Origin of the sequence: Mycobacterium sp. 1245805.9 (assembly GCF_001672915.1) — a bacterium.
In the GTDB taxonomy this organism is placed as follows: Bacteria; Actinomycetota; Actinomycetes; order Mycobacteriales; family Mycobacteriaceae; genus Mycobacterium.
On record NZ_LZKR01000091.1, the window covers coordinates 1 to 26808 of the forward strand.

The 26808-nt window shown below is 69.8% G+C and carries 27 protein-coding genes and 1 pseudogene; 18 read left to right on the forward strand and 10 right to left on the reverse strand.

All coding sequences use genetic code 11. The features are described 5' to 3' along the window. The first annotated feature begins 102 nt into the window (after nucleotides 1-102). From A9X00_RS12940 to A9X00_RS12970, 7 genes are read left to right on the forward strand one after another with little or no spacing between them, the layout of a single operon-like run. Complete coding sequence (locus A9X00_RS12940) at nucleotides 103-1254, forward strand: virulence factor Mce family protein (RefSeq protein WP_067153515.1); 1152 nt, start codon at nucleotides 103-105, stop codon at nucleotides 1252-1254. Next, a complete protein-coding gene (locus A9X00_RS12945; protein WP_067153517.1) occupies nucleotides 1248-2798 on the forward strand; it encodes a virulence factor Mce family protein in 1551 nt (516 codons plus the stop codon). The genes A9X00_RS12940 and A9X00_RS12945 overlap by 7 nt, the downstream gene beginning before the upstream one ends. After that, nucleotides 2768-3520 carry an Mce protein gene (locus A9X00_RS12950; RefSeq protein WP_067153519.1) on the forward strand — a complete coding sequence of 251 codons (753 nt, stop codon included), beginning with the start codon at nucleotides 2768-2770 and terminating at the stop codon, nucleotides 3518-3520. The genes A9X00_RS12945 and A9X00_RS12950 overlap by 31 nt, the downstream gene beginning before the upstream one ends. Continuing rightward, nucleotides 3517-4503, forward strand: a complete 987-nt coding sequence (locus tag A9X00_RS12955; RefSeq protein ID WP_067153521.1) for an RDD family protein — start codon at nucleotides 3517-3519, stop codon at nucleotides 4501-4503. The genes A9X00_RS12950 and A9X00_RS12955 overlap by 4 nt, the downstream gene beginning before the upstream one ends. Beyond that, the gene (locus A9X00_RS12960) at nucleotides 4500-5054 is read left to right on the forward strand and encodes a mammalian cell entry protein (protein ID WP_067153523.1); all 555 of its coding nucleotides are present in this window, start codon (nucleotides 4500-4502) and stop codon (nucleotides 5052-5054) included. Before A9X00_RS12955 ends, A9X00_RS12960 begins: the two co-directional genes overlap by 4 nt. Next, on the forward strand, nucleotides 5021-5713 hold the full coding sequence (locus tag A9X00_RS12965) for a mammalian cell entry protein (RefSeq protein WP_067153525.1): 693 nt from the start codon (nucleotides 5021-5023) through the stop codon (nucleotides 5711-5713). The genes A9X00_RS12960 and A9X00_RS12965 overlap by 34 nt, the downstream gene beginning before the upstream one ends. A 23-nt stretch (nucleotides 5714-5736) precedes the next feature. Beyond that, nucleotides 5737-6420, forward strand: coding sequence for a YoaK family protein (locus A9X00_RS12970; protein ID WP_067153527.1), 684 nt, complete (start codon nucleotides 5737-5739; stop codon nucleotides 6418-6420). Here A9X00_RS12970 and A9X00_RS12975 read toward each other — a convergent pair. The 4 genes from A9X00_RS12975 to A9X00_RS12990 form a co-directional block, all read right to left on the reverse strand. Next, nucleotides 6417-7538, reverse strand: a complete 1122-nt coding sequence (locus A9X00_RS12975) for a phosphodiester glycosidase family protein (RefSeq protein WP_156772063.1) — start codon at nucleotides 7536-7538, stop codon at nucleotides 6417-6419. The genes A9X00_RS12970 and A9X00_RS12975 overlap by 4 nt on opposite strands. Before the next feature lie 79 nt (nucleotides 7539-7617). Beyond that, nucleotides 7618-9036, reverse strand: coding sequence for a YhgE/Pip domain-containing protein (locus A9X00_RS12980; protein ID WP_067153531.1), 1419 nt, complete (start codon nucleotides 9034-9036; stop codon nucleotides 7618-7620). Between the two features lie 47 nt (nucleotides 9037-9083). Further along, a complete protein-coding gene (locus A9X00_RS12985; protein WP_067153533.1) occupies nucleotides 9084-9809 on the reverse strand; it encodes a pirin-like bicupin family protein in 726 nt (241 codons plus the stop codon). 65 nt (nucleotides 9810-9874) lie between these two features. Then, entirely contained in the window at nucleotides 9875-10687 is an 813-nt protein-coding gene (locus A9X00_RS12990; protein ID WP_067153535.1) for a MarR family transcriptional regulator, read from the reverse strand. 105 nt (nucleotides 10688-10792) lie between these two features. Between A9X00_RS12990 and A9X00_RS12995 the strand changes: the two genes are divergently transcribed. Beyond that, the gene (locus A9X00_RS12995) at nucleotides 10793-11926 is read left to right on the forward strand and encodes a dihydrodipicolinate reductase (protein WP_082975169.1); all 1134 of its coding nucleotides are present in this window, start codon (nucleotides 10793-10795) and stop codon (nucleotides 11924-11926) included. Here the strand turns inward: A9X00_RS12995 and A9X00_RS13000 are convergent. Continuing rightward, entirely contained in the window at nucleotides 11903-12823 is a 921-nt protein-coding gene (locus tag A9X00_RS13000; protein ID WP_067153563.1) for a DMT family transporter, read from the reverse strand. The two genes, A9X00_RS12995 and A9X00_RS13000, sit on opposite strands and share 24 nt — an antisense overlap. A 173-nt stretch (nucleotides 12824-12996) precedes the next feature. Here A9X00_RS13000 and A9X00_RS13005 point away from each other — a divergent pair, with 173 nt between their 5' ends. Continuing rightward, nucleotides 12997-13848: a LysR family transcriptional regulator gene (locus A9X00_RS13005; protein WP_067153539.1), complete on the forward strand. Its 852-nt coding sequence runs from the start codon at nucleotides 12997-12999 to the stop codon at nucleotides 13846-13848. Between the two features lie 9 nt (nucleotides 13849-13857). On the opposite strand, the gene A9X00_RS13010 is transcribed toward A9X00_RS13005, so the two are convergent. Then, complete coding sequence (locus tag A9X00_RS13010) at nucleotides 13858-15258, reverse strand: alpha/beta hydrolase domain-containing protein (RefSeq protein WP_067153541.1); 1401 nt, start codon at nucleotides 15256-15258, stop codon at nucleotides 13858-13860. A 2-nt stretch (nucleotides 15259-15260) separates the two neighbouring features. Beyond that, a pseudogene (locus A9X00_RS13015) lies at nucleotides 15261-16377 on the reverse strand (sigma-70 family RNA polymerase sigma factor). Here A9X00_RS13015 and A9X00_RS13020 point away from each other — a divergent pair. The 4 genes from A9X00_RS13020 to A9X00_RS13035 are packed head-to-tail and all read left to right on the forward strand — an operon-like array spanning nucleotide 16325 to nucleotide 20569. After that, nucleotides 16325-17164: an alpha/beta hydrolase gene (locus A9X00_RS13020; protein ID WP_067153544.1), complete on the forward strand. Its 840-nt coding sequence runs from the start codon at nucleotides 16325-16327 to the stop codon at nucleotides 17162-17164. The pseudogene A9X00_RS13015 and the gene A9X00_RS13020 overlap by 53 nt on opposite strands. A 35-nt stretch (nucleotides 17165-17199) precedes the next feature. Further along, nucleotides 17200-17949, forward strand: coding sequence for a DUF2786 domain-containing protein (locus tag A9X00_RS13025; protein WP_067153546.1), 750 nt, complete (start codon nucleotides 17200-17202; stop codon nucleotides 17947-17949). After that, nucleotides 17946-18455, forward strand: a complete 510-nt coding sequence (locus A9X00_RS13030) for a TIGR04338 family metallohydrolase (protein ID WP_067153548.1) — start codon at nucleotides 17946-17948, stop codon at nucleotides 18453-18455. Before A9X00_RS13025 ends, A9X00_RS13030 begins: the two co-directional genes overlap by 4 nt. Further along, entirely contained in the window at nucleotides 18452-20569 is a 2118-nt protein-coding gene (locus A9X00_RS13035) for a beta-glucosidase (RefSeq protein WP_197515150.1), read from the forward strand. The genes A9X00_RS13030 and A9X00_RS13035 overlap by 4 nt, the downstream gene beginning before the upstream one ends. A gap of 34 nt (nucleotides 20570-20603) precedes the next feature. On the opposite strand, the gene A9X00_RS29855 is transcribed toward A9X00_RS13035, so the two are convergent. Continuing rightward, nucleotides 20604-20750: a metallothionein gene (locus A9X00_RS29855; protein WP_081665563.1), complete on the reverse strand. Its 147-nt coding sequence runs from the start codon at nucleotides 20748-20750 to the stop codon at nucleotides 20604-20606. Nucleotides 20751-20838: 88 nt separating this feature from the next. Between A9X00_RS29855 and A9X00_RS13040 the strand changes: the two genes are divergently transcribed. Then, nucleotides 20839-21516: an O-methyltransferase gene (locus A9X00_RS13040; protein ID WP_067153550.1), complete on the forward strand. Its 678-nt coding sequence runs from the start codon at nucleotides 20839-20841 to the stop codon at nucleotides 21514-21516. On the opposite strand, the gene A9X00_RS13045 is transcribed toward A9X00_RS13040, so the two are convergent. Next, nucleotides 21503-22486, reverse strand: a complete 984-nt coding sequence (locus A9X00_RS13045; RefSeq protein ID WP_067153552.1) for a nitronate monooxygenase — start codon at nucleotides 22484-22486, stop codon at nucleotides 21503-21505. The two genes, A9X00_RS13040 and A9X00_RS13045, sit on opposite strands and share 14 nt — an antisense overlap. Nucleotides 22487-22617: 131 nt before the next feature. Here A9X00_RS13045 and A9X00_RS13050 point away from each other — a divergent pair, with 131 nt between their 5' ends. Continuing rightward, nucleotides 22618-23058 carry an SPW repeat protein gene (locus tag A9X00_RS13050; protein ID WP_067153554.1) on the forward strand — a complete coding sequence of 147 codons (441 nt, stop codon included), beginning with the start codon at nucleotides 22618-22620 and terminating at the stop codon, nucleotides 23056-23058. A 26-nt stretch (nucleotides 23059-23084) separates the two neighbouring features. On the opposite strand, the gene ilvD is transcribed toward A9X00_RS13050, so the two are convergent. Next, nucleotides 23085-24788, reverse strand: coding sequence for a dihydroxy-acid dehydratase (gene ilvD / locus A9X00_RS13055; RefSeq protein WP_067153556.1), 1704 nt, complete (start codon nucleotides 24786-24788; stop codon nucleotides 23085-23087). A gap of 77 nt (nucleotides 24789-24865) precedes the next feature. Between ilvD and A9X00_RS13060 the strand changes: the two genes are divergently transcribed. The 3 genes from A9X00_RS13060 (at nucleotide 24866) to A9X00_RS30775 (ending at nucleotide 26788) form a co-directional block, all read left to right on the forward strand. After that, the gene (locus A9X00_RS13060) at nucleotides 24866-25156 is read left to right on the forward strand and encodes a metal-sensitive transcriptional regulator (RefSeq protein ID WP_067153559.1); all 291 of its coding nucleotides are present in this window, start codon (nucleotides 24866-24868) and stop codon (nucleotides 25154-25156) included. Between the two features lie 122 nt (nucleotides 25157-25278). Then, on the forward strand, nucleotides 25279-26526 hold the full coding sequence (locus A9X00_RS13065) for an MFS transporter (protein WP_067153561.1): 1248 nt from the start codon (nucleotides 25279-25281) through the stop codon (nucleotides 26524-26526). Nucleotides 26527-26644: 118 nt separating this feature from the next. After that, entirely contained in the window at nucleotides 26645-26788 is a 144-nt protein-coding gene (locus A9X00_RS30775; RefSeq protein WP_197515151.1) for a hypothetical protein, read from the forward strand. The last annotated feature ends 20 nt before the right edge of the window (nucleotides 26789-26808 follow it).

The following is a 26808-nucleotide window of genomic DNA, read 5'->3' on the forward strand; positions in this document are numbered from 1 at the left end:
GCCTGACCGAAAGCCGAGCCGTTACCGCCGGTGCCGCCGGCGCCGCCAACGCCGGCGGGCCGCCGGCGCCGCCGGTCTAGGCGGTGGCCAGTGAGGCGCGCGATGAGGCTCCTTCGGCACCGGGCCTGGCAGGGCATGGTGCTCCTGGTGGCCGCGCTGGTGCTGAGCTCGTGCGGCTGGAAAGGGATCTCCAACGTGGCGATCCCGGGCGGCCCGGGCAGCGGCAGCGGGTCGTACACCCTCTACGTGCAGATGCCGGACACGCTCGCGATCAACGGCAACAGCAAGGTGATGGTCGCCGACGTGTTCGTCGGCTCCATCAAGGCCATCAACCTGAAGAACTGGGTGGCGACGCTGACGCTGGGCATCGACAAGAACGTCAAGCTGCCGAAGAACGCCACCGCCAAGATCGGCCAGACCTCGCTGCTGGGCTCGCAGCACGTGGAGCTGGCCGCGCCGCCCAACCCGTCGCCGGAGCTGCTCAAGAACGGCGACACCATTCCGCTGAAGAACTCCGCGGCGTTCCCCACCACCGAGCAGACCCTGGCAAGCCTGTCGCTGATCTTGCGCGGCGGCGGCATCCCCAACCTGGAGGTGCTGCAGAACGAGGTCTTCAACATCTTCAACGGGCGGGGCAACCAGATCCGGGCCTTCCTGGGCAAGCTGGACACCTTCACCACCCAGCTCAACCAGCAGCGCGATGACATCACCCACGCCATCGACTCCACCAACCGGCTGCTGGCGTATGTGGGTGGCCGAGCCGACGTGCTGGACCGGGTGCTGACCGACATCCCGCCGCTGATCAAGCATTTCGCCGACACCAAGCAACTGTTGATCAACGCGGTCGACTCGGTGGGACGGCTCAGCCAGGCCGCCGATCAGTACCTGTCCGAGGCGCGCGGCCCCCTGCACCAGGACCTGCAGTCGCTGCAGTGCCCGCTCAGGGAGCTCGGCCGGGCGTCGCCGTATCTGATCGGCGCGCTGAAGCTGATCCTGACGCAGCCCTACGACATCGACACCATTCCGAAGCTGATGCGCGGTGACTACCAGAACATTTCGATCACGCTGGACGTCACCTGGAGCGCGATCGACAACGCGTTCCTGACGGGAACCGGATTGTCGGGGTCGCTGCGGGCGCTCGAGCAGTCCTACGGGCGGGACCCGGAGTCGATGGTTCCCGACGTCCGCTACACGCCCAACCCGAATGACGCGCCGGGCGGGCCCCTGGTGGAAAGGGCGGACAGGAATTGCTGACTCCCTTCGTCCGACGCCAACTGATCGCCTTCGGGATCCTGACGGTGATCTCGATACTCGTGCTCGGCGTCTACTATCTGCAGGTTCCGAGCCTGGTCGGCTTCGGCCGGTACACGCTGAAGGCCGACCTGCCCGCCTCGGGTGGCCTGTACCCGACGGCCAACGTGACGTATCGCGGCATCACCATCGGCAAGGTCACCGACGTCGAGCCCACCGAGAACGGCGCCAAGGCGACGATGAGCATCGACAGCCGCTACAAGATCCCGGTCGATGCGGTCGCGAACGTGCACTCGGTGTCGGCGGTCGGTGAGCAGTACCTGGACTTGGTGTCGACCGGCAACCCGGGCAAGGACCTTGCCGACGGCCAGACCATCACCCACGGCACCGTGCCCAGCGAGATCGGGCCGGCGCTGGACACGGCCAACCGGGGTCTTGCGGTGTTGCCCAAGGAGAAGATCGGCCAGCTGCTCGACGAGACCGCGCAGGCAGTCGGGGGGTTGGGGCCGGCCCTGCAGCGGTTGGTCGACTCCACGCAGGCGATCGTCGGTGATTTCAAGACCAACATCACCAACGTCAACGACATCATCCAGAACTCCGGACCGGTCCTGGACAGCCAGGTCGAGTCCAACGCCGCGATCGAGCGGTGGGCGCGCAACCTGAACAACCTGGCCGCGCAGGCCGCGCAGGAGGACGGCCACGTCAGGAGCGTGCTGCGCCAGGCCGCCCCGACCGCCGATCAGGTCAACGACGTGTTCAACGACGTCCGCGACTCGCTGCCGCAGACGCTGGCGAACCTCGAGGTCGTGTTCGACCTGCTCAAGCGCTACCACACGGGCGTGGAGCAGGTCTTCGTGTTCCTGCCCCAGGGCGCCTCGATCGCGCAGACGGTGGCCGCGCCGTACCCGAACCAGGCCGCGCTCGACCTGGCGTTGTCGATCAACCAGCCCCCGCCCTGCCTGACCGGCTTCATTCCGGCTGACGAGTGGCGGTCCCCGGCGGACACCAACCTGGCGCCGTTGCCGTCGGGTACCTACTGCAAGATCCCGATGGAAACGCCGGCCAACAGCGTGCGCGGTTCGCGCAACATTCCGTGTACCGACATCCCCGGCAAGCGGGCGGCCACCCCGCGGGAATGCCGCGACCCCAGGCCCTACGTTCCGGCGGGCACGAACCCCTGGTACGGCGACCCGAACCAGATCCTGACCTGCCCCGCCCCGGCGGCGCGCTGCGATCAGTCGGTGCGGCCCGGCATGGTGATTCCGGCGCCGTCCATCAACAACGGCCTCAACCCGGCTCCGTCGGACCGGGTCCCGGGCACGCCGCCGCCGACCAGCGACCCATTGTCGCGTCCGGGCAGCGGCACCGTGCAGTGCAACGGCCAACAGCCCAACCCATGTGTCTACACTCCGAGCGGACCCCCCGCCGCCATCTACAGCCCGCAGAGCGGTGAGCTGGTGGGGCCCGATGGGGTGAAATACTCCGTCGAGAACTCGACGAAAACAGGAGACGACGGATGGAAGGAGATGCTGGCGCCGGCCGGCTGAACCCCCCACCCATGCCGAGGTTTCGTCGACTGCGCAAGCCCTCCCAGAAATCAAGTCCGAAGATTGATCAGGAGCCGGCGGCCGCTGACGACGAGACGGCCACGCACGTGACGGACGAGGAGTCGCCCGCGGACGTGGAGTCACCGGAAGCCGAGGGCGAATCCGAGGAGTCACCGGCAGCCGAAGCCGAATCCGTCGAGGCACCCGCGGGCGTCGAACGCCGCCCGTCGCGCGTGGGGCGCGGCTGGCTCTCCGGTGTCGCCGCCGCGCTCGTGCTGTCGGCCGCCGGACTCGGGGCCGGCGGCTACCTTGCACTGCGCTATCACCAGCAGAGCCAAGTCATAGTCCGCAACGACGCGGCCGCGCTCAAGGCGGCGGTGGATTGTGTGTCGGCGACCCAGGCGCCCGACACCAACGCCATGGTCCAGGCCGAACAGAAGATCATCGAGTGCGGGACCGACGCGTACCGTTCCCAGGCGCTGCTGTACACCAGCATGGTCGTCCAGGCCTATCAGGCCGCGAACGTCCACGTTCAGGTGGCCGATGTGCGGGCGGCGGTGGAGCGCAACAACGACGACGGTTCGGTCGACGTGCTCGTCGCGATGCGCGTCAAGGTGGCGAGCGATCAGCAGCAAAAGGAAACCGGCTACCGGCTGCGGGTGAAGATGGCGTTCGCCGAGGGGCAGTACCGGATTTCCAAGCTCGACCAGGTGACGAAGTGACGGTGGTGGTCGAGGAGATTCAGGCTCGGGCACACACCACGGCGGCCACACCGGAGTCACCGCGGGATGCCTTGGCCCCCTGGCACATTCGCGCGGCCGCGATCGCCGTCGACGCCGCCCCGTGCATGGCCGTCGCGGTGACGATGGCGTTGGTCGCCTGGACGGCGGACCAGCACCCGGTGTGGTGGTGGGCCTGCGTCTCGATCGCCGGCCTCGCCATCCTGCTGATGCTGGTCAACCGGTTGCTATTGCCGACGGTCACGGGCTGGAGCCTGGGACGCGGCTTGTTCGGGATCGAGGTGGTGCGCGGCGACGGCGCGGCCATCGGGCCGTGGGGATTGCTGCTGCGGGACCTGGCCCACCTGCTCGACACCGTGTCGGTGGTGGGATGGCTTTGGCCGCTGTGGGATTCGCAGCGCCGCACGTTCGCCGACATGCTGCTGGGCACCGAAGTGCGCCGCGCCGAATCCGACGCGGCGCTGCCCAGCTTGCGGCGCTGGACCGCGGTGGCGGTCCTGACCGCGGCGGCGTTGTGTGTCGGCGGCGCCGCCGTGAGCTACCTGGTGGTGTACTCGCGCGACCGGGCGAGCGATCAGACCAGGGCGGAGATCCAGGCGCAGGGGCCCAAGATGGTGGCGCAGATGTTGACGTACGACCCGAAGTCGTTGAGCGACGACTTCGCCCGCGCCCGGTCGCTGGCGACCGACAAGTACCGCGGCCAGCTGGCGGCGCAGCAGGACGTCGTCCAGAAGGGCAATCCCGTCGTCAACGAGTACTGGCCCACCGACGGGTCGGTCCAGTCCGCCACCCCCGACCGGGCGACGATGCTGTTGTTCCTGCAGGGCCGGCGCGGCGTGGGGCCCGACGAACGCGCCATCAGCGCCACCGTCCGGGTGGAATTCGCCAAAGGCGCGGACCAACATTGGCGCGTCGACGACCTGACCGTGCTGACCAGGCCGAAACCGCCCGGGAACGGGAAATGAGCCCCCGCCGCAAGTTTCGGCCCGGCGAGGGGCCGCTGCTCGTCGTGCGCCCGGTGCCGCCGGGGCGGCCGTGGTGGCAGCCGGCGGCCGGCGTGGCCGCCGCGGTGCTGATGGTCGCGGCGATCGCGGCATGCACCTTGATGCTGATCTCGCATCAGTCGCGCATGCGCACCGCCGCCAGGGAGCGCCAGGTGCTGTCCTATGTGTCGGGATTCATGGCGCAGTTCACGTCCATCGACCCGTATCACGCCAACGACTACGTGACGCGGGTAATGGCCCAGGCCACCGGCGAATTCGCCAAGCAGTACCACGAGAAGGCCAACGAAATCCTGCTGCAGGTGGCCCGGGCCGAGCCCGCGACCGGCACCGTGCTCGGCGCGGGCCTGGAACGTTGGAACGACGACGGCACCGCCACCGTGATGGTGGCCACCGACGTGACCTCCAAGTCGCCGGACGAGAAACAGGTATACGACAACACCAATCGTTGGATGGCAACCGTCACGCAGGAAGGGAATCAGTGGAAGATCAGCAACCTGATACAGGTGATCTGACCGCCGAAGCGGCAACGACGGACGAAGCCCCGAACGAGGACGTCGAAGCCACGGACGAGCCCGCGGAGAGCGGCGACGAGGCGGCGGAGACCGGGGACGAGCCGGCGGAGACCGAACCCGCTCGACGCTCCCGGCGCAAGATCCTGGCCGGCAAGCGGCTCGCCATCGCCATCGCGGTGGCCGCCGTGCTGTTCGTCGGCTCCGCGGCGTTCGCGGGGGCGGCGGTGCAGCCATACCTGACCGATCGCGCTACGGCCGCAACGAAATTGAAGGTTGCCCGCACGGCGGCCAACGCGATCACCACGCTGTGGACCTACACGCCGGAGAACATGGACGGCCTCGCCGATCGCGCCGCCGCCTACCTCAGCGGCGACTTCGAGGCCCAGTACCGCAAGTTCGTCGACGCGATCGTGGGCCCCAACAAGCAGGCCAAGGTCACCAACCACACCGAAGTGACCGGCGCGGCGGTCGAATCGCTGGACGACCCGAACGCCGTCGTCATCGTCTACACCAACACCACGGCCACCAGCCCGCTGACCAAGAACATCCCGTCGCTGAAGTACCTTTCCTACCGGCTGTTCATGAAGCGCACCAACGGCCACTGGCTGGTGACGAGGATGACGACCATCACCTCGCTGGACCTGACCCCGCACGTCTAGCGCCCCGGATTCCCAAGCAGCCCATGGCCGTTGCGTCGCCGGTCTCCGAGCGCTCGACCGTTGCGGCGCTGCTGTTGCTGACCTTCGCCACCGGCCTCGCCGACGCGATCAGCATCCTGGTGCTCGGCCACGTCTTCGTGGCGAACATGACCGGCAACGTGATCTTCCTCGGCTTCTGGCTGGCCCCCAGAACCAGCATCGACCTGACGGCGGTCGTGGTGGCCCTGCCCACCTTCGTCTGCACCACGATCGTCAGTGGCCGGCTGGCAAGGCATTTCGACCGGCGGACGCGAGCGTGGATCAGCACGGTGCTGGCCGCCGAAATCGTGTTGCTGGTCGCCCTGTCGGTCCTCTCCGGGGCGGGCGTGCTGCACTACCACGACAACAGCAAGCTGATCATGATCGGCATGCTCGCGGTAACCTTCGGCCTGCAGCATTCCAGCGCGCGCCAGTTCGGGATTCAGGAATTGTCCACCACGGTGCTGACGTCGACCATCGTCAGCCTGGGCCTCGACAGCCATCTCGCCGGCGGCACGGGTGAGCGCGAAAAGCTGCGCTTCAGCGTCGTTTTGACGATGTGTGCCGGCGCGTTGGTCGGGGCCACGATGTCGCGATTCGTCGTCGCCCCGGTCTTCGCGGTCACGGCCGCGGTGGTGGCGACCAGCCTGCTGATCTTCCGCTATGGTCCGAAGGCCGGCAGCAGTTAGTTGAAGGCCAGCCAGCTGGGCAGCGCGCGCTCGTGGGAGTCGCACAGCACCTGCCGGGTGTCGCACGAGCCCCGCGGCGAGCCGGCGCCGGCCCACATGCCGCCGGTGTCACGCCGCAGCACGATCGCCGACGACCCGCCGCCGTCCAGCAGCACCGCGGTGTCGCTGCCCAGGCCACGGAACAGGTCCTGGATGTTGTCCGGCGTGTAGCTGCCGCCCTCGAAGATGTACATCTCGTCGCGTTGCTTCACATACGCGAGGGCCGTGCGCGCCGCGCTGGGGCCGCCGTCGTTGAGCTGCCCGGTCTTGCCGGGGGACAACAGACCGATGCCCGACACCGCGACGAACCGCTCGTTGCGGTTCAGCAGGTCGGCGACCACCGGGGTGGCGACGTCATAGTCCTGGGGGTTCCTGGCGCGCACCACATACGGCGCACCACCCGCGGGCAGGATCATCGTCGACAGCGCGCTCCAGCTCTCGCCGCCGCCGGACAGGCCCTGCTTGCCCGGGTAGGCGACGGTGCCGGTGACCGCCTGGTTCGCCCGGCCCTGGCCGTGGGTGTTGTCGACGAACGCGCCCAGCGGCGAACTGCAGCCCGTCTGGCGCCAGGAGCCGCCCTTCTGCGGGCGGATGTCAAAGAAGTTGGCGTTGATCGCGATCGTCGGCTGCCCCATGCGCTGCCACGCCTGTAGCGGTGCGTAGACCTCCGACGCCTGCCACAGCCCCTCGCCGGTGCGGGCGCCGGTATTGTTCTCGCAGCGCGCCTGGTCGCCCTGGTGGGTGTCCACCAGTAGGTGCGGCGCGAGGCGCCCCGCCGCGTTCTTGATGACCATCAGGTGCCCGCCGTTGTTCATCTCGTACCAGCTGCCGCCGGCGTTGAGCATCGGCGTGGGGTGACCGGGGCCGAAGTTGTAGACCAGGTACGAGCCCTTGGTGGTGTCGATGGCGCTGGCAAGCAGGTCGCGGCCGTCAGCGGCGTGGGCGACGGGCTGTCCGGTGGTGCTCGCCAGCACCGCGCACGCGACCAGAGCAGTCCAGGAGGCGGCGCAGCCGGCCGCCAGCCGGCGCAAGCTGGCGAGGGGCGTCAGCACGATGGACCTTTCGGCACTGATAGCTATGCAACATAAATAGCATCAGTCACACCAGTCACAGTGTCAACTTCGATAACGAACGCGTGACGCTTAGGCCGCACTCGAATTACGCTTGCTCGCTTGGGCTTTCGCTCTCGGCCTCGGCGGGGCTGTCGGCCGGGGTCTCGGCGGGGCTGGCGTCCGCGTTCCCGCGTTTGCTCACCCGCGCCTGGTGCTGCGCCTGGTGTTCCGCGGCGATCGCCAGCTCGACCGCGCCCGGGATCCGGTGGAAGCCCTTTCGGTCGTAGAGATGCGTGACGATGCCGCCGAGCAGCAGCCCGATGGCGAGCCCGATCGCGGTCAACCACAACGCCTGGGACAGACCGGCATCCGCGCGGCCGTTGAGATAGACCAGCGACCGCACGCCGAGGAAAACCTGGTGCATCGGCTCGAATTCGGCCAGCCAGCGGAAGAACGGCGGCGTGGCCTCCAGCGGGACCGTGGCGCCCGCGGACGGCAGCCCGAGGATCACGAAGATCAGCATGCTGACCAGCAGGCCCATCGAACCCAGCACCGACAGTATCGAACTCGACGTGATGCCCACCGCGATGATCGCGAACACCCCGAATGCCCACAGCTGCCAGCCGAGCGGGATCGGCATCCCCAGCCCATGCGCGATGGCCAGGTAGACCGCCGACGTCAGCAGCGCCAGCACCGTCATGATGGCCCATTTGAGTTGCAGCGTCTGGAATCGCGAGATCTTGACCTGCTCGGCAAAGCGGTACACCGGGCCCCACTCCGCCGGCACGTAGCCGAGCAGCGCGTCCACCAGCGTGCTGACCACGACGCTGCCGGTAAAGCCCGCCAGCAGCAGCAAGAGCGCGAAATAGAACGCCGACAACCCGTTGCCGGTGCCGTTCGGCAGGGCGTTGTAGACGGTGGCCTTGACGTCGATCGGGCTGGCCAGGCCCAGCGCCGACGCCCCGGTCAGCGGCGCGCCCCCGGTCTCGGCCGCGACATCGGCCGTAAGCCGTTGGCCCACTTTGCCGTTGGCCACGGCCATCGCCTGGGTCAGCGTCTGCCCGGCGATGCTGGCGCCGAGGGTGCCCGCGCGCGGATTGGTGGCGATGGTGACCGAGGGCCGTGTCGCCCGGCCGGGCGTGACCGCGCTGGCCCCGAAATCGTGAAGATTGGACGAGAAGGTCGGCGGAATGACCAACTCCCCGTAGACGTGTGCGGTGTCCAGCAGGCGCTGCGCCTCGTCGCGGGAGACGACCCGGACGTCGAACTTGTTCTTGTCCAGCCCCGCGACCAGGCCGTCGGTGATCTGGGCGCCCGTCGGTCCGGCGTCCTGGTTCACCACGGCGATCGGGAAATGCCGCAGGTTGGTCATCGGGTTCAGGATGCCCCCGAGGTACAGCGCGCACAGCGCCGACATCAGCGCGAGAGTGACGACGATGGGGAGTGACCAGAACCGCACGGTCCGAACTGCCTTGATATTTCGCTTGGGGTTCGGCGCCGCGTGCCGCGGTGGCGATTGAGACATGCGGGCTCCTGTCTGTCGTGCCCACTCTAAGTGCTCGTGGGGTGCCCTCAAACTCCCAACGCCGCGTGCATCTCCCAGATCAACAGCTCCGAGGGCTCGCTTGCCGTCACGCGCGGGGCCTCGGCGCCGGCGAATCGGACCGCGTCACCCTGGGCGAGATCGCCAATTTCCGGCGCTTGGATCCGACCCCGCGCGACGAATAGGTGCAGGTAGGGGGCCTGCGGCAGGTCCACCGAGTCGCCTGGTTGCAGCCGCGCGCCGTGCAGCGCGGCGTTGCGGTTGTGCAGAGTGATGGCCGCCTCATTGCCCGGTATGCCTGAGGCGATGGTCACAAGTCCGGCGCCCAGCAGCGCTGAGTCGATCTCGTGCTGCTGGTAACTCGGGTCGATGCCGGCCTCGTCGGGCACCACCCACATCTGCACGAAATGGACTGGCTCGGTGCGGGAATCGTTCTTTTCCGAGTGCAGGATGCCGCTGCCCGCCGACATGCGTTGGGCCAGGCCGGGATAGATTGTCCCGTGGTTGCCGGCGGAATCGCGGTGGGTCAGCTCGCCGTTCAGCACCCAGGTCACGATCTCCATGTCCCGATGCGGGTGGGTGTCGAATCCCGTTCCCGGCTCAACGATGTCGTCGTTGTTGACCAGCAGCAGCCCGTGGTGCGTGTTGTCGGGATCGTAGTGGTCGCCGAACGAGAACGAATGCCGGGATTTCAGCCAGGGCGTCGCGGTGAGCGCGCGGTCGGCCGCGCGGCGGACGTCGACGGTGGCGGGCATGGGTCTAGCCTAGCCAGGCGACGATGCGGTCCGCTTGCGGACCGTTGAGGAGGCTGGCAATTCAGCTAGGCCAATATTTCCTGCGCGCGCCGCAGCGCGGAATCCAGCGCATCGAGCGTCAGCCCGGCCGGGCGGCCCAGGTGGATCTCGATCTGGTATTCCGGCTGGCCGTCGCGACCGAAGATCGGCAGCACGACGAATTCGGTTGTCGCCAGCTCGGTTTCGAGCGCGTCGGTGACCGATCGCAGCGTCACCATGGTCATCAGGGTGGTCAGCTGGCGGGTTACCCGCGCGGTCGGTTCCAGGGAGGCCAGGACGTCCGCCAGCCGGTGGTGCAGCGAGCGGTGGGTGTCGTCGAAGCGCCACGCGCCGTAACCGCGGCGGCGGATGTCGGCCAGCACCCGCCGGTGCTGGGCCACCTCGGCGCGGGTCAGCCGCGGCGTGACCCGGTGCAGCCAGGCGTCGACGAAATCGTCGTCGCGCCAGGCCATGGCGACCAGGCCGAACGGCGGGTCGATCGGGAAACGCTGCCCGACCGCATGCTCGCCGTCGGTGCCGTGGCCGACCGCGTCGACGGTGGTCAGTTGGCGCTCGCCGATCCTCGACAACGAGCAGCCGGCGCCGAGCGCGTCGTGCAGGAAGCGCAGCGCGTCACGCCCGCGGTCCAGCAGCGGGAACTGCGTCCGCAGTCCGTGCACCAGGCCGAACAGGCCGCTGCCCAGCACGTAGCGGCGGTCCTCGTGCCGCGCGACCCAGGCGCGCCGTTCCAGCTCGGCGAGCACCAGGGCGCAGGTCGACGTGCTGATCGAGCAGGCCTTCGCCAGCTGGGCCGACGTGCGCCCGTTCGGTGAATCCGCCAGGGTCGCAAGCACATCCATTACGCGGGCGGTGGGCGGTGATTTGGCGGTTGACTCGCCCACGCGGACCTCCTTACGATCCGTCCGAAATCTAAGAATCTGAATCCTAATAATAGGAGATTTGTGGTGTTCAAAGTGGGGGTGTGGGGGCCGGGCTCCATGGGCGTGATCGCCCTGCGCGGAGTGATCGACCACCCGGAGCTGGAGCTGGTCGACCTCGTCGTGCACAGCGACGCGAAGGCGGGTCGCGACGCCGGGGAGCTGTGTGGCATCGCGTCGGTGGGGGTGATCGCGACCCAGGACCCGGCGGCGATGCTCGCCGGCGAGGCCGACGCGGTGGTGTACGCCGCCGGCGCCAACCTGCGGCCGCTGGAGGCCGTCGAGGACATGGCGTCGATCCTGCGGGCCGGCAAGAACGTGGTGTCGTGTTCGGTGGTGCCGCTGGTGTATCCCGACGGCCTAGACGCCGCGTTCACCGACCCGTTGCGGCGCGCGGCGCTCGACGGCTGTGTGTCGTTCTTCACCACCGGGATCGACTCCGGCTTCGCGAACGATGTTCTGCCTCTGGTGCTTTCGGGGGTATCGCGGGTGATCGAATCGGTGCGGGTCACGGAGATGTTCAACTACGCCACCTACCCGGACCGGGCCGCAGTCTACGAGATCCTCGGGTTTGGCAAGCCGGCGGAATACCAGGCCTTCGCGGCGCAGCCGGGGATCTTCACGTTCGGCTGGGGGCCGGTGCTGCACCAGCTGGCGGCGGGACTCGGCGTCAAGGTCGACCGCATCGAGGAGGCCAACGAACGCGTCGCCGCCCCCGAGTCGTTCGACACGCCCACCGGGCACATCGCGGCGGGAACCATCGCGGCGATGCGCTCCACGCTGACCGGCTATGTCGGTGACAAGGCGACGTTCGTCCTCGACCACGTGACGCGGATGCGCGACGACCTCGCGCCGGACTGGCCACAGCCGCACATCCGCATCCCGCCGAAGGACCTCGGCTACGGCCTGGCCTCCGGTCGCGGCCTCTACCGCGTCGAGATCGAGGGATCCCCCACCATGCGTTGCGAATTCGAGATGGCCGAGGACCACGACCACGACCTCGGCGCGCGGGTTGCCGGCGCGTCGCGGATGGTCAACGCGATCCCGGCGGTGTGCGCGGCCCGACCCGGGCTGCTGTCCGCGCTCGACCTGCCGCTGATCACCGGCGCGGGCTTGGTCCGCCCGGTGCCGGGCCCGTCACCGGACAGCCGCCTCTTCTAAGACTGGCCGCGGCGCCTCCGGGGCCGCCGGGTTGGTCTCGCGGCGCCGGCGGCCTGCCCCGCTGTTGAGCCAGCACGCGAGGCCCCCGGCGAGCAGGCCGATCGCGACGCCGATGTCCGGGCGCTGCCCGAGCATCAGCCAGGACAGCACCGCGGCGGCCGCGGGAATGACGGCGAACAGCATCGCCACCGCGGCGGCCCCGTGCAGGCTGATCGCCCGCAGGTAGATGCTGACGGCCAGCGTGGCGTTGAGCAGCACCATGGCGGTGACCGCGACGGCGGCCTTGGTCGCGTCGTGCACGGCGAACGGCGTCAGGATCGCCAGCGCGGTCGCGGGAATGAGCGCCACCGCATTCTGCACCGCGCTCATCGCGCGGAAATCGATGCCGGCGCAATACCGCTGCTGGTAGACGCCCCCGGCCGAAAGGCCAAGCAGTGCAACCACAAGCAACGCGATCACGGGGTCGACACCGTGCGTGCTCATCAACCGCTTGGCGCACGCGGCGAGCACCGCGATCACACCGAGGGCCAGGGCGAGCACCCGCCGCGAGCCGAGCCGCTCGCGCAGGAACATCGTTGCGAGGATCGTCGTGGTGACCGGGTTCATCGCGACGACCACCGCGCAGAGCACCGCCGGCGCGCCGAGCAGCAGCGCCTCGTAGAGGCAGCAGAACTGGACGGCCTGGATCAGCAGGCCCGCGACGACGACGTGCCCGAACTGCGCCCCCCGCGGCCACGCCGCCCGGGCCAGGGCGGCCCAGCCCGCCAGAATGATCGCGGCCAAACCGAACCGCAGCACCAAGACGGCCATCGGGGTCATCGCCGACACCGCGAGCGCCCCGATGGGATAACCGATCGCGTAGGTCAGGGTGACCGCCGAGGCGGTGGTCAACGGCATGCGCGGCAGGTCCATGCCCCCATGGTCGTCGACGCCGACCCATGCCGTCCAACGATTATTAGCGATCGAAATCGATCACGAATGCTGATCGCAGTTCTGGCAGTCAGAACAACTTCGAGGTGATCGGGCCGAGTGATTGATCGTATTCGCTGATCGGACTAGGGTTCGTGGGTATGGCTCAGGTGCTCGATATCGCGCCGCTGCGCAGCCTGGTCGCGGTGGCCGACTGTGGGGGATTTCACCGCGCCGCCGCCGCGCTGCACCTCAGTCAGTCCGCCGTCAGCCAGCACCTGCGCAAGGTGGAGAGCGTGGTCGGCGAACCGGTGGTCGAGCGCTCCGGCCGGGGCGTCTTGTTCACCGAGGTCGGTCAGAAGGTGCTGCGGCATGCCCGCGCGATCCTGGCGGCGCACGACTTGGCGCTCGATGACCTCGGCGCCACCGAACGCACCCTGTTGACGATCGGGGCCACCGAGCACGGCGCGGACGTCATGCTGCCCGCCCTGACCAGCGTGCTGCGCGAGCGGCTCCCCGAGCGGCGGTCGCGGTTCCGGCTCGACCGCAATGCCTCCCTGGCGGACGCCCTCGACCGCGGACTGCTGGACCTGGCGATCATGCTCGACGGGTCGGGGCTCGACCGCGCCAATGCGTCGGGAGTCGTGCAGCTGAAGTGGATTTCGGCGCGGACTTTCGCCGCTCGCCGAGGCGACCCGCTGCCGTTGGTGATCTATGCCGAGCCGTGCACGCTGCGCGAGCCGGCCTTTTCGGTCCTCGAGAGGCACGGCATCGGTTACGAAATCGCCGCCGAATGCGCCGACCTGTCGGGCCTTTACGCCGCGGTGCGCTCCGGCCTGGGGCTGGCGTTGCTGCCGATGATCGGCAAGCTTCCCGATGGCTTGTGCCCGGCCGAGGGGCTGCCGGTGGCCAACTGCGCCACGGTTCTGGTGCGCGGCCGCGCCGGCATAGACCCGGACCTGCTGAGCGCGGCCGACACCGCGGTGCGTGACGTGCTGGCGAACGAAAGCTGAACTCGCCCTTCAGTTCCGGGGATACGTCGCGGCCGCGAGCTGGAGAATCTCGGCACGGTCGGCCGGCAGGATGAATCCCGCGTCGATCGTGCGGTCGAGCGCCGCCGTGAAGCCGTCGAGGTACTGCGCGGCGCCGCCCGGGTAGAGCCGGTCCAGCGTCGCCGCGTCGAACGGTTCGCCGGAGCCGAAGATCGCCGCCATGATGCTCTCGACTTCCGCGATGCCCGACGTGCGGGCGATCGGCACGTCCACCCACGGGGTCCGGATGCCGCCCCGGGCGAGGCCGTGCGGATCGAGGACGGGCCGGGGCAGCTCGCCGTGCTGGACCTCGATCGGTGGGCCCGCGGGGGCCGGTTCGCCGGTGCGGACCCACGTGTGCAGCGCGTCGAGGGCGGCCTGCACCACGTAATGGTGTTGCGGCGCGAAGTTGATGTAGTGCGCGAGCTGCTGACCCATCAGCACGTTGGTCGGGGCGTAGGCGGCCACGATGGCGTCCAGCGGCGTGGAGCCGTTGTCGATGGGCGCCACCTGGATCGTGTAGTTGTCGGCGTGGGCGGCGCCGGCGATCTCCCAGACCCGCAGCCGCTCGTGCTCGGGCTGCCTGGCGAAGTAGTAGCCCTCCCGCGGGCCGCCGAACAGGTCGGTCTCGGTGATGATCGTGAGAAGCGGGACGCGCAGGTCATCTCGGAACGCGACCGCTTCGGGCACGTGCAGCCGCGATTCGTCGAAGATGGAAACGCCGTCCAGCGGGGCGGCCGACGCGAACCGCGAATGCACCAAAAAGCCGTCGTAGCTTCGGGCGAGCGGATCGACGGCGTTGACGTAGGTCGTCAGGAACATCGCCGATTGCGACTCGCCGACGGCGACGACGTGGCGCACGGGCAGCTCGCCCAGGACGCCGTCCCGGACGAGGTCGCCCGCCTGGGAAAAGATGTCGTAGGAGTACTCGTCGCCCGGGTGGCTCAGGGCGGCGTAGCGCGCCGGGTCCTGGCTCTTCAGCGACATGTCGATGCCCATCAGGTTCTCGCCGCCGCCGTCCACCCCCACCTTTTGGGCCGACACCGCGACATAGGCGTAGCCCGCGCGAAGGATTTCGCGATGTGCCATCATCCACACCGCCGGGGCGTCGATGCCGCCGCTGACGTTGAGCCACTCCACCAGTACCGTGCCGTTGAACCGGGACGGGTCGGTGGGGGTGAGCGCCACCATCCGTGTGGTGTATTCGGCACTGCCGCTTGGTGTTACGCTCCACCGGCCGTCGGGACCCAGCGCGGCGGTGGGTGCGAAGGACGTGGCCGTTCCGGAGAGGAAGAACTCCTCGGCGACGTAGCCCACGTCGGCGATGTCGAAGCCGCTCAACAGCAGCAGCGGTTTCCCGGGCGCGGGGGTGACGAGCGGGGGATTCGCCATCGTCACACGGTAGCGGGCAGCCCGAATTTCTCGAACAGGGTGTCGTCGAGGAACGCCACCACGTGCGACACCCGGCCATCGGTGATGTCGAGGACATGCAGTTGGAACGGCACGTGCACGTCACCGGCGCGCATGTACATGGCCGCACCGGGCTGGCCATTGGCGACCACGGGAAGCAGCCGCATGTCCCCGGGATGTTCGGCCGGGCACTGCTGGTGGATGAGCGTGACGATGTCCCGCGGGCCGCGGTACCAGCCGGTGAACGGTGGCATCTCCCAGATCGCCTCGGCGGTGAACAGCTCGACCAGCCGGTCGATGTCGTAGGCCTCGAACGCCGCGATGTAGCGGTCCAGCAGGTCCTGGGCCTCCTCCGAATCGGGCGGCGTCAGGCGGTCGCCGGCGCTGGGCTGGACGGCCTCGAGCTGGGTGCGGGCGCGCTGCAGCAGGCTGTTGACGGCCGTCGTCGTGGTGCCGATCGCCTCGGCCACCTCGGCGGCCTTCCACTGCAGCACGTCGCGCAGCAGCAGCACGGCGCGTTGCCGGGGTGAAAGGTGTTGCAGCGCAGCGACGAACGCCAACCGCACCGACTCGCGGGATCCGACGATGACCGACGGGTCCGCCGGGTCGTCCGTCAGCTCCGGTAGTGGCTCCAGCCAGGGCACCTCGCCCCGTTCCACCAGCTCGTCGGTGGGATCCGAGCTTGGCGCCCCCAGCCCGGTGGGCAGCGGCCGGCGTTGCCGGCCCTCCAAAGCGGTCAGGCAGGTGTTGGTGGCGATGCGATGCAGCCAGGTCCGCATCGAGGACTTGCCCTCGAAACGGTCGTAGGCCTTCCAGGCGCGCAGCAGGGTCTCCTGCACCAGATCCTCGGCGTCGTGCAGCGACCCGGTCATCCGGTAGCAGTGCGCGAGCAGTTCGCGACGGTACGGTTCGGCGTCGGTCGAGAAGTCCCCGCCGACCGCCGGGGCACCGCCAGATTTCTCCGCGTTTTCGGTGAGCAGCCCCATGCGATACGAGCCTACGCAGAGTCTCCGACAGAGTCCCAACGCCTGAGCCATTACGCTTCCCCATGATGACTACGCGCACTGAACGGACCTTCGACGGCCTCGGCGGCGTGCGCATCGTCTACGACGTATGGACGCCGGACACCCCGCCCCGGGCGGTGGTCGTGCTCTCGCACGGCCTCGGCGAGTACGCCCGTCGCTACGACCACGTCGCGCAGAGCTTCGGCGCCGCCGGGCTGGTCACCTATGCCCTGGACCACCGCGGCCACGGCCGCTCCGGCGGCAAGCGGATGCTGGTGCGGGACATCACCGAGTACACCGCCGATTTCGACACCCTGGTCCGCATCGCCACCCGGGAGCACCCCGGCCTCAGGTGCATCGTCCTCGGGCACAGCATGGGCGGTGGGATCGTGTTCGCCTACGGCGTCGAACGCCCGGACAACTACGACATGATGGTGCTGTCGGCCCCGGCGGTGGCGGCCCAGGAGCTGGTGTCGCCGTTCATGATCCTGGCCGCCAAGGTGCTCGGCGTCGTCGTGCCCGGCCTTCCGGTGCAGGAACTGGACGTGGACGCCATCTCGCGGGATCCCGCCGTGGTGGCGGCCTACAACGCCGACCCGCTGGTCTACCACGGGAAAGTCCCGGCCGGAGTCGGGCGGGCGCTGCTGGAGGTCGGGCAGACCATGCCACAGCGGGCGCCGGCGCTGACGGCGCCGCTGCTGGTGGTGCACGGCTCCGACGACCGGCTCATCCCCGTCGACGGCAGCCGCCGCCTGGTCGAATGCGTGGGCTCCGCCGACGTCGAGCTGAAGGTCTACCCCGGGCTGTACCACGAGGTCTTCAACGAGCCCGAGCGCGACCAGGTGCTCGGCGACGTCGTCTCCTGGATCACCGCCCGGCTGTAGCCGACGTGTCGTCGGACTGCGCTAGTTTGGCGCCTATGACGGACGACAAGATGCTCGCTCGCATCGCCGCGCTGCTGCGCCAGGCCGAGGGCACCGACAACTCGCACGAGGCGGACGCCTTCATGAGCGCGGCGCAACGGCTCGCGACGGCCGCCTCCATCGACCTGGCGGTGGCGCGCTCGCATGCGGCCAAGCGGTCGCCGGTGCAGGCCCCCACGCAGCGCACCATCACCATCGGTGCGGCCGGCACCCGGGGGCTGCGGACGTACGTGCAGCTTTTCGTGGTGATCGCCTTGGCCAACGACGTGCGCTGCGACGTGGCGTCGAACTCGACGTTCGTCTACGCGTACGGGTTCGCCGAGGACATCGACGCGACCCACGCCCTCTACGCCAGCCTGGTCGTGCAGATGGTGCGCGCATCGGACGCCTACCTGGCCTCCGGCGCGCACCGCCCCACGCCGACGATCACGGCCCGGCTCAATTTTCAGCTCGCGTTCGGGGCGCGCGTCGGTCAGCGCCTGGCCGAGGCGCGCGAGGAGGCCACGCGCGAGGCCACCAAGGACCGCCACCGCCCGCCGGGCACCGCGATCGCCTTGCGCGACAAGGAACTTGAGCTGCGCGACTTCTACCGCGGCGCGTCGAAGGCGCGCGGCACCTATCAAGTCAGCCGCGCGACGGCGGGGTATTCGTCGGCGGCCCGCCGCGCGGGGGACCGGGCCGGCCGGCGAGCGCGGCTCGGGAGCAGCCCGGAACTGCCCGGCGCGCGGAGCGCACTGCGGCGGTGACTCGGGCCGGCGGGGCCCGCGATTCGCAGCGCGCCAAGGTTTATGCGGCCGAGGATTTCGTTCGCACGTTGTTCGATCGCGCCGCCGAGCACGGATCGCCCTCCGTCGAATTCTTCGGCACGCAGCTGACGCTGCCGCCGGAGGGGAAGTTCGGGTCGGTCGCCTCCGTCCAGCGCTACGTCGACGACGTGCTGGCGCTGCCGTCGGTGCGCCGGCGCTGGCCCGGCGTGACGCCGCTGCGGGTGCGGCCGCGGCGGGCCGCCACCGCGGCGCACTACGAATACCATGACGGCGCGGGCACAATCGCGGTACCCGACCGTGACACCGCCGACTGGGCGCTGCGCGAGCTGGTGGTGCTGCACGAGGTCGCGCATCACCTGTGCCGCGCCGAGCCGGCGCACGGCCCGGAGTTCGTCGCGACCATCTGCGAGCTGGCGGAGCTGGTGATGGGCCCCGAACTCGGGCACGTGCTGCGGGTCGTGTACGCGAAAGAGGGCGTGCGGTGAGCGATCCGGACGCGCGGGCCCGCGAAATCGAGGCCCAAATGACCGACGACGAGCGGTTCTCGCTGATCGTCGGGGTGATGGGCGCGGGCGAGCTGTGGCCGCTGCGCGACGAACGCATCCCGCCGGGCGTCCCGATGAGCGCCGGGTACGTGCCCGGGGTTCCACGGCTCGGCGTCCCCGCGCTGCTGATGAGCGACGCCGGCCTCGGCGTCACCAACCCCGGTTACCGCCCGGGCGACACCGCCACCGCGCTGCCGGCCGGGTTGGCCCTGGCGGCGGGATTCGACCCGGCGCTGGCCCGCGCCGCCGGCGAGGTGGTCGGCCGGGAGGCGCGCAGCCGCGGGTTCAATGTCCAGCTCGCCGGCGCGATGAACCTGGCACGCGACCCGCGCAACGGGCGCAACTTCGAATACCTTTCCGAGGACCCGCTTTTGACGGGGCTGATCGCCGCCGAGTCGGTCAACGGCATCCAGGGGCAGGGCGTCATCTCGACGGTCAAGCACTTCTCGCTGAACTGCAACGAGACCAACCGGCACTGGCTGAACGCGGTCATCGATCCCGGCGCGCACCGCGAATCCGACCTGCTGGCCTTCGAGATCGCCATCGAGCGCTCATCGCCCGGCGCGGTGATGGCGGCCTACAACAAGGTCAACGGCGACTACGCCGCGGCCAACGACGCCCTGATCAACGGGGTGCTGAAAGGCGCCTGGGGATACCGCGGTTGGGTCATGTCCGACTGGGGTGGGACGCCCGGCTGGCAGTGCGCGCTGGCCGGCCTCGACCAGGAGTGCGGCGCGCAAATCGACGCGCTGCTCTGGCAATCCGAACCGTTCGGCGAGCCGCTGCGGGCCGCCCACGCCGATGGGACGCTGCCCTCCGAACGCCTGTCGGACATGGTCCGGCGGATCCTGCGGTCGATGTTCGCGGTCGGCATCGACCGGCTCGAGCCCGGGCCCGAACCGGATATGAACGCGCACAACGACATTGCGTTGCGGATCGCGCGACAGGGGATCGTGCTGCTGACCAATCGCGGGGTCCTGCCCATCGCACCCGAGTCCGCGGCGCGCATCGCAGTCATCGGCGGATACGCGCAGCTGGGCGTCGCCGCGGGCTACGGTTCGAGCGCCGTCGTCCCACCGGGCGGCTACGCCGGCGTGATCCCGATCGGCGGCGTAGGCATCGAGGCGGGGCTGCGCAACCTCTACCTGCTGCCGTCGAGCCCGCTCGCCGAGCTCCGCAGCCAACTTCCCCGCGCGCAGATCGATTTCGATCCCGGCGCCAGCCCGGGCGAGGCGGTGCGGGCGGCGCGGCGGGCCGACATCGCCATCGTCTTCGCCGTCCGCGCCGAGGGGGAGGGCTTCGACGGCGCCGACCTCGCGCTGCCGTGGGGCCAGGACGCGCTGATCGCCGCGGTGTCGGACGCCAACCCGAACACCGTCGTGGTGCTGCAGACCGGCAACCCGGTGGCCATGCCGTGGCGCGACTCGGCGAACGCCGTCGTGCAGGCCTGGTATCCGGGCCAGGCCGGCGGCCGGGCGATCGCGGAAATCCTTGCCGGACGGGTGAATCCGTCGGGCCGGCTGCCGATCACCTTCCCGGCGGACCTGGCCCAGACGCCACGCCCGGAGCTGCCCGAGCCGGAGGCCCCGTGGGGGACGCCGACGACGATCGACTACTTCGAGGGGGCCGACATCGGCTATCGCTGGTTCGACAGGAATGGCCTGGCGCCGATGTTCCCGTTCGGCCATGGCCTGTCCTACACCAGCTTTGAATACCGGGACCTGGTGGTGACCGGCGGCGAAACCGTGGCGGCGAGCTTCACCGTCGCGAACGTCGGCGACCGCGGCGGGGCCGACGTCCCGCAGCTGTATCTGACCGCTGCCCTCACCGGGCGATGCCTGCGGCTGCTGGGATTTGAGCGCCTGGAGCTCGATGCGGGCGCGACCCGCCGGGTGACGATCGAGGCCGACCCGCGGCTGCTCGCCCGTTACGACGGTGGCGCGCAAACCTGGCGCATCGATCCCGGCGATCACGGGGTGGCCGTCGGCGCGTCGGCCGCGGCCCTGCGGCTAAAGGCCCGGGTCGAGCTGGCCGGCCGAACGTTCGGGCACTGATCCGCTGCGCCCGCACGCGCGACCGGCCGGGCGGCTACTCCACGGGCCTCAGCTCGTCGCCGCAGGTGCAGCGGTACGGCTCCCCCGCGCCGGAGCAGTGGCAGGGAACCTCAATGCGAACGCGACACCCACAGCCCTCGTGACCACAGCTCAGCAACGTTCCCGCGTCGTACTCGGCCATTCGGATCACCCTTCCCTATCGTCGTTGACCCCGCCACTATATACCCCCCGTGGGTATCCGGTAAACACCCCGGCCTAGCGTTGGCAGTGTGACGGAAAACCCGACCCCGCAAGACGTCGACGCATTCCTGGACAACACGCTGGTCGCCGAGGAGCCGGCCCTGGCCGCGGCGCTACAGGCCAGCGACGCGGCCGGATTACCCCAAATCGCCGTGTCGGCGCAGCAGGGCAAATTCCTGTCCCTGCTGGCGGGCGCCATCCAGGCGCGCCGCGTCCTCGAGATCGGCACGCTGGGCGGCTTCAGCACCATCTGGCTCGCGCGCGGCGTGGGCCCGCAGGGACGGGTGGTGACGCTGGAATACGAGCCCAAGCACGCCGAGGTCGCGCGGGCCAACCTGCAGCGCGCCGGCGTGGCCGACCGGGTAGAGGTGATCGTCGGCGCCGCGCTCGACACCTTGCCGACGCTGACCGGCGGCCCCTTCGACCTGGTGTTCATCGACGCCGACAAGGAGAACTACGCCGCGTATTTGGATTGGGCGGTCCGGCTGGCGCGTCCCGGCTCGGTGCTCGTGCTGGACAACGTCGTTCGCGAAGGCGGGATCCTCGATCCCGACTGCGACGACGAGCGGGTGCGCGCGACGCGGCGGACGCTGCAGCTGATGGGCGAGCACCCGCGGCTGGACACCGCGGTGATCCAGACCGTCGGCGCCAAGCACTGGGACGGCTTCGCCTTCGCGTTGGTGCGGGAGGATGTCAGCGCGGGGTGAGGTCGGCGACCGCCTGTGCGGCGGAGCTGAGTTCGCCGATGCGTAGCGCGGTTTCGCCGGCATACAGGGCGGCGCCATCCAGCCAGGAATCGGGCACCCCGGCCACCGGTGCCAGCGGGGTGAAGAACGGGCGGGCCGGCGACTGCAGCCGCATCAGCGCGCCCGCGTCGAAATAGCCCAGCACCGCCAGCGGGCGGCTGACCGCGTTGAGGGCGGCGGGCAGCGCCTTGGCCTTCCCGTCGTCGCCGCACCAGCGCCGGGTCGCCGCGTTGGGCACGACGCGGTGGCGCAGCGGCCAGCTCAGGCCGAACAGGTTCGTCTCAATGGTCTTGTCCGCGTTGATGACTCGCCGCTGGTACTCGCGGCTCGCGTTGGCCTCGTGCGTCAACAGGAACCGCGTGCCGGCGATGACCCCGCTGGCCCCGGCGTCCAGCGCGGCGCGCGTGTCGGCGGCGGTGGCGATGCCGCCGGCCAGGAAAACCGGTCGCTGGCCGGCCGCCCTCAGGGCCCGGGGCAGGAAGTCCAGCGCGGGCATGGTTCCGACCAGGTGGCCGCCGGCCTCGCGTCCCTGGGCGATCAAACCGTCGGCGCCCCAGGCGATCGCGGCACGCGCCCGCTCCTCGGTGCCGACCATCACGAACACGAAGATTCCCGCGTCGCGCAGGTGCTCGACGAGCCCCCGCTTTTCGCCGAACGCCAGCACGACGGCGTCAACGCGGGCGTCGACGCAGACCGCGACGTGTTGGCGATGGACGAAGGGCAGCAACAGGTTTACCGCGACCGCACGCCCGGGCGCCCGCTCGCGCACCTGATCGATCGACGCCCGCAGCTGGCGGGCGGTGGCGATGCCGAGGGTTCCGAGGCCGCCTGCGTTGGCGACCGCGGCGGCCAGCGGCGCCTGCGCAATGCCGCCGCCCATTCCGGCCTGCCCCACCGGCGCATCGAGCCGCAGCCGGTCCGCGATGTCCATGCCCTCGACGCTACGCGGTCTCTCGAATTGCACGACGTCCGAGCGTAATCTTGACAGCGGATGGATGGGTGCAGCCAGGCTCACAGTGCTTGTCGCACAACGAGCTTGCTGCATAACAGAAAGGTCACAAAATGAGTACGGTCCATTCATCAATAGATCACCACCCCGATTTGTTGGCTCTGCGCGCGAATTACGAGCGCGTCGCCGAGTCGACGAGCGCGCACGTCACCTTCGGTCTGGCCCTGCTGACAGGCCTGTACGTGGCGGCGTCACCGTGGATGGTGGGGTTCAGCGGGACGGGATCGCTTGCCACGTCCGACCTGATCGTCGGCATCGCGGTGGCGTTCTTGGCGTACGGTTTCGCGACCACGCTGGATCGCGCGCACGGCATGACGTGGACGCTGCCGGTGCTCGGCGCGTGGCTCGTCGTCGCGCCGTGGGTGCTGCCCAACTTCACCGCGACTTCCGGCATGATCTGGTCGAACGTCGTGGCGGGCGGGTTGCTGACGGTCCTGGGCCTGAACGCCACCTACTTCGGCGTCCGCACGCGTGAGGCGGCCACCCACGCATAGCCGTTGGGGCGCAACAACATAGGCGGCTAGCCGCAGACCGCGCCGATCGCCGCCGAGCTCACCAACTTGACGTACTTCGCCAGCACGCCGGTCTTGTAGCGCGGCTCCGGGGGCGTGAAATCCCTTCGCCGCGCGTCGAATTCGGCCGGGTCGGTCAGCACGTCGAGGGTGCGGCCGGCCACGTCGAGCCGGATCCGGTCGCCGTCGCGCAGCAGCGCGATCGGCCCGCCGTCGACCGCCTCGGGCGCGATGTGGCCCACGCACAGCCCGGTGGTGCCGCCGGAGAACCGCCCGTCGGTCAGTAGCAGCACGTCCTTGCCGAGCCCGGCGCCCTTGATGGCGCCGGTGATGGCGAGCATCTCGCGCATCCCGGGTCCGCCCTTGGGTCCCTCGTAGCGGATCACCACGGCGTCGCCCCCGGTGATCGTCCCGTCCTCCAGGGCGTCCAGCGCGGCCCGCTCGCCGTCGAAAACCCTTGCGGTGCCTTCGAACACGTCGGAGTCGAAGCCGGCCGTCTTGACCACCGCGCCCTCGGGCGCCAGCGATCCGCGCAGGATCGTGATCCCACCCGTCGGGTGGATCGGGTCGGCCAGCGCGCGCAGCACCTTGCCGTCCGGGTCGGGCGGCGCGATCGCGGCCAGGTTCTCGGCCACCGTCTTGCCGGTCACCGTCAGGCAGTCGCCGCGCAGCAGCCCCGCGTCCAGCAGGGCCTTCATCACCACCGGGACGCCGCCGATGTGGTCGACGTCGGACATGACGTGGCGGCCGAACGGCTTGACGTCGGCCAGGTGCGGCACCTTCGAGCCGATCCGGCTGAAGTCGTCGAGGGACAGCTCGACGTCGGCCTCCCGCGCGATGGCCAGCAGGTGCAGCACCGCGTTGGTCGACCCGCCGAACGCCATCACCACGGCGATCGCGTTGTCGAAGGCCTCCTTGGTGAGGATGTCGCGGGCGGTGATGCCGCGCCGCAGCAGCTCGACGACGGCCTGGCCGCTGCGCCGCGCGAACCCGTCCCGGCGGCGGTCGGTCGCCGGCGGGGCCGCGCTGCCCGGCAGCGACATGCCCAGCGCCTCGGCGGCGCTGGCCATGGTGTTGGCGGTGTACATGCCGCCGCACGCGCCCTCGCCCGGGCAGATCGCGCGCTCGATGGCGTCGACGTCCTCGCGGGGCATCAGCCCGCGGGCGCAGGCGCCCACCGCCTCGAACGCGTCGATGATCGTGACCTCGCGCTCGCTGCCGTCCGACAGCTTGGCCACCCCCGGCAGGATCGAGCCGGCGTAGAGGAACACCGACGCCAGGTCCAGCCGCGCCGCGGCCATCAGCATCCCGGGCAGCGACTTGTCGCACCCCGCCAGCAGCACCGAGCCGTCCAGGCGCTCCGCCTGCATCACGGTCTCGACGCTGTCGGCGATCACCTCGCGGGACACCAGCGAGAAATGCATCCCCTCGTGCCCCATCGAGATGCCGTCGGAAACCGAGATGGTGCCGAACTCGAGCGGGTAGCCGCCGGCCGAGAAAACCCCCTCCTTGACCGCCTTGGCCAGCCGGTCCAGCGACAGGTTGCACGGTGTGATCTCGTTCCACGACGACGCGACCCCGATCTGCGGCTTGGCGAAGTCCTCGTCCCCCATGCCTACGGCGCGGAGCATGCCGCGGGCGGCGGCCTTCTCCAGGCCGTCGGTGACGTCACGACTGCGGGGCTTGATGTCAGGGGCCTTGTTAGCGGACATCGTGCAAGTATGCGCGGCGCGGCCAAGCCAATATTTGCGGGGGCATACCCCGTCGGGGTACCGAGTACCATGGGTGTATGACGACCGAGCACGGATACACGCAGCAGAAGGACAACTACGCCAAGCGGCTGCGGCGCATCGAGGGTCAGGTACGCGGCATCGCTCGCATGATCGAGGAAGACAAGTACTGCATCGACGTGCTCACCCAGATCAGCGCGGTCAACAGCGCCCTGCGCTCGGTGGCGCTGAATCTGCTCGACGAGCACCTGAACCACTGCGTGACCCGGGCCGTCGCCGACGGCGGGGACGAGGCGGACGACAAGCTGGCCGAGGCCTCGGCCGCCATCGCGCGCCTGGTACGTTCCTGATCGGGCGGGCGTGTTGAATCGCTAAGTTTGGTGAACCCTTTGCCGCAGTGCGTACGGTAGGGGCAGCGTAATCCAGCAACAGCACCCCTGGCCGATTGCGACACCCTTATCGACCACTGCCCATGACAGCCGAAACCGCCACCATTGCCGCGCGAACGTGGACGCCACGGGTCGCGGCGCAGCTGTCGGTGCTGGCGGCCGCGGCCTTCACATACGTCACGGCGGAAATCCTGCCGGTGGGCGCGCTCTCCGCGATTGCGCGGAACCTGCAGGTCAGCGTCGTCCTGGTCGGCACCCTGCTGACGTGGTACGCGCTGGTGGCGGCCCTGTCGACGTTTCCGCTGGTGCGCTGGACGGCGCACTGGCCGCGCCGGCGGGCGCTGGTGGTCAGCCTGGTCTGCCTGACCGTCTCGCAACTCATCTCGGCGCTGGCGCCGAACTTCGCCGTGCTGGCCGTCGGGCGGGTGCTGTGCGCGCTCACCCACGGGCTGCTGTGGTCGATCATCGCCCCGATCGCCACCCGGCTGGTGCCGCCGAGCCACGCGGGACGCGCCACGATGTCCATCTACATCGGCACCAGCCTGGCGCTGGTGATCGGCAGCCCGCTCACCGCCGCCCTGAGCCTGATGTGGGGCTGGCGGCTGGCCGCGGTCTGCGTCACCGTCGCCGCGGCCGTCGTGACCGTGGCGGCCTGGCTGTTGCTGCCCGAGCTGGTGCTGTCCGCCGACCAGCTCAAGTGCGTGGGCCCGCGGGCGCGGCATCACCGCAATCGCGCCCTGATCATCGTCAGCCTGATCACCATGGTCGGCGTCACCGGGCATTTCGTGTCGTACACCTACATCGTGGTGATCATCCGCGAGGTCGTCGGCGTACGCGGACCGAACCTCGCGTGGGTGCTGGCCGCCTACGGCGCCGCCGGGGTGATCTCCGTGGGTCTGGTGGCGCGGCCCCTGGACCGCCGGCCCAGGGGCGCCGTGCTGCTCTGCATGGCGGGGTTGACCGCCGCGTTCGTGGTGTTGACCGCGCTCGCGTTCGGCGGCGGCCGCGGCGTCGTGACCGCGCTGATCGGGATCGGCGCCATCGTGTTGTGGGGTGCCATGGCCACCGCCGTGTCGCCGATGCTGCAGTCCGCCGCGATGCGCAACGGCGCCGACGACCCCGACGGGGCCTCGGGCCTGTACGTGACGGCGTTTCAGGTGGGCATCATGGCGGGCTCGCTGGCGGGCGGACTGTTGTACGAGCGCAGCGTCGCGCTGATGCTGACGGCCTCCGCCGGCCTGATGGGTGCCGCGCTGGCCGGCATGGCGGCCAATCGGCAGATGCTGGACCCCGTCCAAGACGTTGCCCCGGCAAGCTCACGCAATTCATAGCTGCCCAGCTCAGCGGCGCCAACCGGGCCGCGCGCCGGTGCGGCGCCCGCCGCGCGGTAGGTAGCTGGGGTGCGCGCTATGCCACACTATTTCCGAGTAAGCGACCGAAGGGATGCATATGTTCGCGGCTCTGAAGGCAGCCGGATTGGCCTCCATCTTGAGCGGGGCGCTGGTGCTGGGCGCGGTTCCCGCGCTCGCCGACCCCGACCCGGCCCCTGGCGATCCGGGGACCGTCGCGGCGCCCGCGGACCCACCCGCTTGAGCTGGTCGGCGGACAGCACC